At 68.8% G+C, this 6,980-nt stretch carries 1 protein-coding gene; it reads left to right on the forward strand.

Annotation, left to right across the window (positions count from 1 at the left end):
* Window positions 1-114 precede the first annotated feature (114 nt).
* On the forward strand, window positions 115-6,980 hold a 6,866-nt coding region (locus ACFWR9_RS42170; protein ID WP_383852838.1), incomplete at its 3' end, for an amino acid adenylation domain-containing protein.

Consider the following 6,980-nt stretch of genomic DNA (forward strand, 5'->3'; position numbering starts at 1 on the left):
CGGTTGGTGCGGGTGTTGTCGGTGGTGGCGGGGGATGTGCGGGTTGGTGAGGTTGAGGTGTTGTCGGAGGGTGAGCGGGGGCGGGTGTTGGTTGGATGGAATGAGTCGGGGGCCGTGGAGGTGTCGGGTGTGGTGCCGGTGTTGTTCGGGGAGCGGGTGGTGCGGGATCCGGGTGCGGTGGCGGTGGTGGATGGGCGGGTGGAGTTGTCGTATGGGGAGTTGGATGAGCGGGCGTCTCGGCTGGCGGGTGCGTTGGTGGGTCGGGGTGTTGGGCCGGAGTCGGTGGTGGGGGTGGTGTTGGAGCGGTCGGTGGATGTGGTGGTGGCGTTGCTGGCGGTGTGGAAGGCGGGGGGTGCGTATCTGCCGATTGATCCGGACTATCCGGCGGATCGGGTGGCGTGGATGTTGGGGGACGCGGAGCCGTTGTGTGTGGTGACCAGCGCGCGGTTGGCGGGTGGGTTGCCGGACGGTTTAACGGTGCTGGTGGATGAGGCGGTGGCGGCGGGTGGGTTGGTGGAGCCGGTGCGGGTGGAGTCGGGGCATGCGGCGTATGTGATCTATACGTCGGGGTCGACGGGTCGGCCGAAGGGTGTGGTGGTGTCGCATGGGGCGCTGGCCAGCTATGTGTCCTGGTGTGTGGGGGCGTATCCGGGGGTGCGGAAGAGCAGTCTGCTGCATGGGTCGGTGTCGTTTGATCTGGGTGTGACGGGGTTGTATGCGGCGTTGGTGTCGGGTGGGTGTGTGTTCGTGTCCGGGTTGGATGAGGGTTTGCCGGCGGTGCTGGGTGGGCGTCGTCTGGGCTTCTTGAAGGTGACTCCCAGCCATTTGTCGTTGTTGGAGGCGTTGCCGGGGGAGTGTGTGCCGACGGGGCAGTTGATGGTGGGCGGGGAGGCGTTGAGCTGGGGTGTGGTGGAGCGGTGGCGTGAGGTGCATCCGGATGTGGTGGTGGTGAATCACTACGGACCGACGGAGGGGACGGTCGGTTCGGCGCACTACGTGATTGGTGCGGATGAGGGTGTGGGTGTGGGTTCGGTTCCGATTGGGCGGTCGTTTGCGACGACGAGGACGTTTGTCCTGGATCGGTTCCTGGAGCCGGTGGCGCCGGGTGTGGTGGGTGAGTTGTATGTGGCGGGCAGTCAGTTGGCGCGCGGGTACCACCAGCGCCCGGGTCTGACCGGGGAACGTTTCGTGGCGTGCCCGTATGGCGGGCCGGGTGAGCGGATGTACCGGACGGGGGATCTGGTCCGGTGGACGGCCGACGGGCAGTTGGTGTTCGTGGGGCGTGCGGATGATCAGGTGAAGCTGCGTGGCTACCGGATCGAGCCGGGCGAGGTCGAGACGGTGCTGGCGGCGCACCCTGCAGTGGACCGGGCGGTGGTGTTGGTCCGTGAGGACGTGCCGGGGGACCGGCGCCTGGTGGCCTACGTCGTCGCCGACCGTGAGGGTGACGCGGATGGCGGACTGACGGCAGAGCTGCGCGCATCCGTGGGGCAGCGGCTGCCGGAGTACATGGTGCCGTCCGCGGTGGTGGTGCTGGACGGGATGCCGTTGACGGTGAACGGGAAAGTGGACCGGGCCGCGTTGCCGGCGCCGGAGTTCAGCGCGAATGTGAACAGCCGAGGTCCCGCCACGGCGCTCGAAGAGATCGTGTGCGGGGTGTTCGCAGAGGTGCTGCGGCTGGAACGGGTGGGAGCGGAGGACAACTTCTTCGAGCTGGGAGGGCACTCCCTGCTGGCGGTGACCCTGGCGTCCCGGCTGCGCGAGCGCGGGTTCGGGGTGTCGGTGCGGGCGTTGTTCGAGGCGCCGACACCGGCGTCGCTGGCTGCGGCAGCGAGTGCCGGTGGCGGGGGTGTGGTGGAGGCGCCGCCCAACGGGATTCCGGAGGGGGCGGACGTGGTCACGCCGGAGATGCTGCCGCTGGTCGAGTTGACTGCGGCGCAGATCGACTTGGTCTGCGCGTCGGTCGAGGGCGGTGCGGCGAACGTGGCGGACGTGTACCCGCTGGCACCTGTGCAGGAGGGCTTCTTCTTCCACCATTTGCTGGCCGGCCCCGGTGGGACGGATGTCTATTTCGAGGGGATCGTGCTGGGCTTTGACGGCCGTGAGCGGCTGGACGGGTTCCTGGCGGCGTTGCAGCGGATGGTGGGCCGCCACGACATCTACCGCACCGGGGTGGTGTGGGAAGGGCTGCCCGAGCCGGTGCAGGTGGTATGGCGGCGTGCAGTCGTCCCGGTGACCGAGGTGACCCTGTCGCGCGACGGGGATCCGGTGGCAGAGCTACGGGCCATCGCCGGGCGGTGGATAGACCTGCGAGACGCGCCGTTGGTACGGGTACATGTGGCCGCAGAGCCGAACAGCGAGCGTAGCGAACGCTGGATGGGGTTGGTGCAGGTGCACCACCTCCTCCAGGACCACACCGCGCTGGAAGCGGTGCTTCGAGAGGTCGCGGCGTTCATGGAGGGGCGCGACGACGAGCTGTCGGTACCACTGCCGTTCCGTGACTTCGTGGCCCAGGCCCGGTTGGGGGTCTCCCGCGCGGAGCACGAGCAGTACTTCACGGAGCTGTTGGGTGACGTGACGGAGCCGACGCTGCCGTTCGGCCTGTCCGATGCTCGTGGTGATGGCTCCGATCTGGAGCAGGCGAGGCTGAGCGTGGACGCGGCGCTGGTGGTACGGGTGCGAGAGCAGGCCCGTGAGCTCGGGGTGAGTCCGGCGACGTTGTTCCACGTGGCGTATGCGCGAGTGCTGGCGAGCCTGGCCGGCCGGACGGACGTGGTGTTCGGGACCGTACTGCTGGGCCGGATGAACGCTGGGCAGGGTGCGGAACGGAATCTGGGCCCGTTCATGAACACCCTGCCTGTACGGGCGGATGTTGCCGACGGTGACGTGGTGGGTGCGGTGCGGGCGATGCAGGCCCAGTTGGCCGGCTTGCTGGTGCACGAACACGCTCCCCTCGCCCTGGCGCAGAAAGCCAGCAGCGTCCCCGCACGCGCCCCGCTGTTCACCTCCATCTTCAATTACCGCAACAGCCAGCGGTGGGGTGCTCTGCCGAACGGCGGTGACAGGGTCGGACTGGCCGGCGTATCAGTGGTGCACCGGAGGGGAGGCACCAACTACCCGTTGACCGTGGCAGTGGACGACATGGGCTCTGGGTTCGGGCTGACGGTCGACGCCCTGGAGCCTGGTGATCCCGAGTTGGTGTGTGGGTTGATGCACACGGCGGTTGAGAGTCTTGTCGAGGCTTTGGAGAACGCGCCGGGCACGGGGCTGCATGGGCTTGAGGTGTTGTCGGAGGGTGAGCGGGGGCGGGTGTTGGTTGGGTGGAATGAGTCGGGGGTGGTGGAGGCGTCGGGTGTGGTGCCGGTGTTGTTCGAGGAGCGGGTGGTGCGGGATCCGGGTGCGGTGGCGGTGGTGGACGGGCGGGTGGAGTTGTCGTATGGGGAGTTGGATGAGCGGGCGTCTCGGTTGGCGGGTGTGTTGAGGGCGCGTGGTGTGGGGTTGGAGTCGGTGGTGGGGGTGATGCTGGAGCGGTCGGTGGATGTGGTGGTGGCGTTGCTCGCGGTGTGGAAGGCCGGTGGTGCGTACCTGCCGATTGATCCGGAGTATCCGGCGGATCGCGTTTCGATGATGGTGGCGGACGCGGGTCCGGTGTGTGTGGTGACCAGTGACGGGCTGGTCGGGCGGTTGCCGGACGGGCTTGGGGTGCTGGTGGATGAGGGGGTGGAGGCCGGTGGGTTGGTGGAGCCGGTGCGAGTGGAGTCGGGGCATGCGGCGTATGTGATCTATACCTCGGGGTCGACGGGTCGGCCGAAGGGTGTGGTGGTGTCGCATGGGGCGCTGGCCAGCTATGTGACCTGGTGTGTCCAGGCGTATCCGGGGGTGCGGGAGAGCAGCCTGCTGCATGCGTCGGTGTCCTTCGACGCGGGTGTGACGGGTCTGTTCGGAGGGCTGGTGAGCGGTGGGTGTGTGTTTGTCGCGGGTCTGGATGAGGGGCTGGCGGGGGTGCTGGGCGGTCGTCGTCTGGGATTCTTGAAGGTGACTCCCAGCCACTTGCCCTTGCTGGAGGCGTTGCCGGAGGAGTGTGTCCCGACGGACCAGTTGATGGTGGGTGGCGAGGCCTTGGGCTGGGGCTTGGCGGAGCGGTGGCGTGGGGCGCATCCGGGATTGGCCGTCGTGAATCACTACGGGCCGACGGAGGCGGCGGTCGGTTGTGCGCACTACGAGATCGGTGCGGGTGATGGTGTGGGGGGTGTGGGATCGGTTCCGATCGGTCGGTCGTTTGCGACGACGAGCACGTACGTGCTGGACGCGTGGTTGCGCCCGGTGGCGCCGGGCGTGGTGGGTGAGTTGTACGTGGCGGGTGTGCAGTTGGCTCGCGGGTATCTCGGTCGTCCGGGTCTGACCGCGGAGCGGTTTGTGGCGTGCCTGTACGGCGGTCCGGGTGAGCGGATGTACCGGACGGGGGACTTGGTCCGGTGGACGGTCGACGGGCAGTTGGTGTTCGTCGGGCGGGCGGACGACCAGGTGAAGGTGCATGGGTACCGGATCGAGCCGGGCGAGGTCGAGACGGTACTGGCGGCGCATCCGGGCGTGGACCAGGCGGTGGTGATTGCCCGTGAGGACGCCTCCGGCGACAAGCGACTGACGGCGTACGTTGTCGTCGCCGACGGCGGTGGTGTGGGCGCTGGTCTGACCGCTGAGCTGCACGCCTACATGGGGCAGCGGCTGCCGGAGTACATGGTGCCGTCCGCGGTGGTGGTGCTGGACGAGTTGCCGTTGATGGTGAACGGGAAGCTGGACCGGGCGGCGCTGCCTGCACCCGAGTACGGGACCGCGGGCGGCAAGGGACGCGGGCCGGCGTCGGTGGTCGAGGAAGTCGTGTGCGCGGTCTTCGCCGAGGTGCTGGGTCTGGAGCAGATCGGGGTCGAGGACAACTTCTTCGAACTGGGCGGCCACTCCCTCCTCGCCGTGTCGTTGGTGTCACGGCTGCGCGAATGGGGACTGGGGATCTCGGTGCGGGCGCTCTTCGAGACACCCACACCGGCGGGGTTGGTCGAGGCCGGCAACGGACCGGTTGTGGAGGTGCCGCCGAACGGCATTCCGGATGGCGCCGAGGCGCTCACGCCCGAGATGCTGCCGCTGGTGGAGCTCACGGCCGCGCAGGTGGAGTCGGTGTGTGCGGCGGTCGAGGGTGGGGCCGCGAACGTGGCGGATGTGTATCCGCTGGCGCCGTTGCAGGAGGGCATCTTCTTCCACCACCTGCTCGCCGGCCCGGGGGAGGCGGATCCGTACCTCCGATCACTCGCCATGGGCTTTGACGGCCGTGAGCGGCTGGACGGGTTCCTGGCTGCCTTGCAGCAGGTGGTGGACCGGCACGACATCTACCGCACCGGGGTGGTGTGGGAAGGGCTGCCCGAGCCGGTGCAGGTGGTGCGGCGGCGCGCGGTCGTTCCGGTGACAGAGGCGACGCTGACGGACGGCGGGAACCCGGCGGCGGAGCTGATCGCGATCGCCGGCCGGTGGATGGATGTCCGGCGGGCGCCGCTGCTGCGGGTGTACATGGCGGCGGAGCCGGGCGGCGAGCGGTGGGTGGCGTTGGTGCAGGTGCATCACCTGCTGCAGGACCACACAGCGTCTGAGGTGGTACTCGGCGAGGTCGCGGCGCTCATGACCGGGCGCGGGGACACGTTGCCGGTGCCGCTGCCCTTCCGTGACTTCGTGGCCCAGGCGCGGCTGGGCGTGTCCCGCACGGAGCACGAGGAGTACTTCGCCCAGCTGCTGAGGGACGTGACGGAGCCGACGCTGCCGTTCGGCCTGGCCGACGCCCGTGGTGACGGCACCGGCGCCCAGCAGGCACGCGTGATGGTTGACGACGCCCTGGCGGAGAGGGTGCGGGAGCGGGCGCGTGGGCTTGGGGTGAGTCCGGCGACGTTGTTCCACGTGGCGTGGGCGCGGGTGCTGGCCGTACTGGCCGGGCGGTCGGACGTGGTGTTCGGGACTGTGCTGCTGGGCCGGATGAATGCCGGGGTGGGTGCTGAGCGGATCCCGGGGCCCTTCATGAACACGCTGCCGGTGCGGGTGGATGTCGCCGACGGTGACGTGGTGGGTGCGGTGCGGGCGATGCAGGCTCAGTTGGCCGGCCTGCTGGTGCACGAGCACGCTCCCCTCGCGCTGGCTCAGGCGGCCAGCGATGTCCCGACGTCCGTCCCGTTGTTCACTGCGCTGTTCAACTACCGCCACAGCAATCGAGTGCGGTCGGACTCGGCGCAGTCCGGCGAGACACGGCCGGGCGGCGTGGCCGGCATGAGGGTGCTGCTGGGTGAGGACCGTACGAACTATCCGTTGGCGGTCTCGGTTGATGATCTGGGGGTCGGATTCGGGCTGACGGCCGGTGTGGTCGTGCCCGGCGATCCGGAGCTTGTATGCGAATTGATGCAGACCGCGGTCGAGGGTCTGGTCACGGCCTTGGAGGAAGCGCCACGGACGTCGTTGCGTGCGGTGGAGGTGCTGGCGCCGTCGGATCGTGCGCGGGTGTTGGCGGAGTGGAACGACACCGACAGGGTCGTGCCCGAGGAGACGGTGGTGGGCCTGTTCGAGCGGCAGGTGGCGCGGGATCCGGGTGCGGTGGCGGTGGTGTGTGGGGAGGTGGAGTTGTCGTATGGGGAGTTGGATGAGCGGGCGTCGCGGTTGGCGGGTGTGTTGAGGGGGCGTGGGGTGGGGTTGGAGTGTGTGGTGGGGGTGTTGTTGGAGCGGTCGGTTGATTTGGTGGTGGCGTTGTTGGGTGTGTGGAAGGCGGGGGGTGCGTATGTGCCGCTTGATCCGTCGTATCCGGCGGAGCGGGTGGAGTTGATGGTGGGGGATGCCGGGCCGGTGTGTGTGGTGACGGTGAGTGGTCTGGTGGAGAGGTTGAGCGGGGTCTCGGGTGTGCCGGTGGTGTGTCTTGATGATCCGGGTGTGGTGGTGGAGTTGGCGGGGGTGGA

It is taken from the genome of Streptomyces sp. NPDC058534 (assembly GCF_042717365.1).
Classification (GTDB): Bacteria; Actinomycetota; Actinomycetes; order Streptomycetales; family Streptomycetaceae; genus Streptomyces.